Source organism: Methylobacterium sp. WL103, from assembly GCF_008039885.1.
In the GTDB taxonomy this organism is placed as follows: Bacteria; Pseudomonadota; Alphaproteobacteria; order Rhizobiales; family Beijerinckiaceae; genus Methylobacterium; species Methylobacterium cerastii.
Map to the genome: position 1 here is coordinate 1 of NZ_VRUX01000961.1, position 1086 is coordinate 1086.

Consider the following 1086-nt stretch of genomic DNA (forward strand, 5'->3'; position numbering starts at 1 on the left):
GCCGCGGGGGGCCTCGTCCCGGCGCGGCCGCTCGGCCTGCGCCTCCTTCTTCGGCGCGCCGAAGGGTGCGATCGGCTCGCGCACCGGGCTCTCGAAGTCGACGCCGGCCTGCGCGGACAGGCCCTTGCCGAGCTGCTCCTTGAGCACCTTGGTCTTGATCTCCTCGGTCAGCCCGACCTCGAGGTCGCCGAGCTGGAACGGCCCGAACGACAGCCGGATCAGCCGGTTCACCGAGAGGCCGAGATGCTCGAGGATGCGCTTGACCTCGCGGTTCTTGCCTTCGCGCAGGCCGAGCGTCAGCCAGACGTTGTCGCCGGTGGCGCGGTCGAGGGTCGCCTCGACCGGCCCGTATTCCATCCCGTCGATGGTCACGCCCTTGCGGAGCTGGTCGAGCTCCATCTGGGTGATGTCGCCGAAGGCGCGGACGCGGTAGCGGCGCAGCCAACCGGTGTCGGGGTGGGCGATCACCTTGGCGAGGCCGCCGTCGTTGGTGAGCAGCAGCAGGCCTTCGGTGTTGATGTCGAGGCGGCCGATCGCGACGACGCGCGGCATCTCCTCGGGCATCACCTCGAACACGGTCTGGCGGCCTTCGGGGTCGCGGGCCGTGGTGACGAGGCCCCGCGGCTTGTGGAAGATCCAGAGCCGGGTGCGCTCGCGCGTCGGCAGCGGCTCGCCGTCGACGGTGATGGCGTCGGCATCGGTGACGTTGATCGCCGGCGTGTCGAGGACGCGGCCGTTCAGCGTGATCCGGCCTTCGGCGATCATCGCCTCGACGTCGCGGCGCGAGGCGATGCCGGCCCGCGCGATCGCCTTGGCGATGCGCTCGCCCTCGTAGGTCTCGGGCGCGGCAGGCTCGGCCTTCGCAGCAGGCGCAGCCTTCGGGGCGGCCTCGACGGCGTCCGTCTCCGGCGCGTCGTCGAAGTCGGCGTCCGCATGCGTCTCGACGGGAGCCGAGTCGACGGGAGACACGTCGGCGGGGGCCAGGTCGATGGGAGCCGAATCGACAGGAGCCAAGTCGACGGGGGCCGCGTCGACCGAGGCTGGGTCGGGGGAGGCCGGATCGGCCGGCGCCGGCACGGCCGCAGC

Annotated in this window: 1 protein-coding gene; it reads right to left on the reverse strand. The window is 72.4% G+C overall.

The window, feature by feature from the left end:
* A partial coding sequence (locus FV222_RS27035) for a pseudouridine synthase (RefSeq protein WP_147816211.1) occupies positions 1-969 on the reverse strand: 969 nt, incomplete at its 3' end.
* Between the last annotated feature and the right edge of the window lie 117 nt (positions 970-1086).